The sequence below is a fragment of the Pseudomonas sp. PS01270 genome (assembly GCF_029959775.1).
Taxonomy (GTDB): domain Bacteria; phylum Pseudomonadota; class Gammaproteobacteria; order Pseudomonadales; family Pseudomonadaceae; genus Aquipseudomonas; species Aquipseudomonas atacamensis.
Window position 1 is genome coordinate 1 of sequence record NZ_JASCPT010000288.1, and the last position, 328, is coordinate 328.

Below are 328 nucleotides of genomic sequence, written 5' to 3' on the forward strand. Positions count from 1 at the left end.
TGAGTTCCCTGAAGGGCCGTCGAAGACTACGACGTTGATAGGTTGGGTGTGTAAGCGCTGTGAGGCGTTGAGCTAACCAATACTAATTGCCCGTGAGGCTTGACCATATAACACCCAAGCAATTTGCTGACCTGAAAAGGCACCAGATTGCGGTGTGTGAAGACGAAACGAACCGAAAGTTCGAAACGCACAAACACCGAAAGCTGTCACATACCCAATTTGCTGAAGCGAGGCCATCCGGTCACGAGTCAGTACCCGAATTTCTTGACGACCATAGAGCGTTGGAACCACCTGATCCCATCCCGAACTCAGCAGTGAAACGATGCAT

Annotated in this window: 2 rRNA genes; both read left to right on the forward strand. The window is 50.6% G+C overall.

What is annotated here, in order from left to right:
- A 23S ribosomal RNA gene (locus QMX86_RS28200) occupies window positions 1-107 on the forward strand; the annotation flags it as partial.
- A gap of 156 nt (window positions 108-263) precedes the next feature.
- Window positions 264-328 (forward strand): 5S ribosomal RNA (gene rrf, locus QMX86_RS28205); the annotation flags it as partial.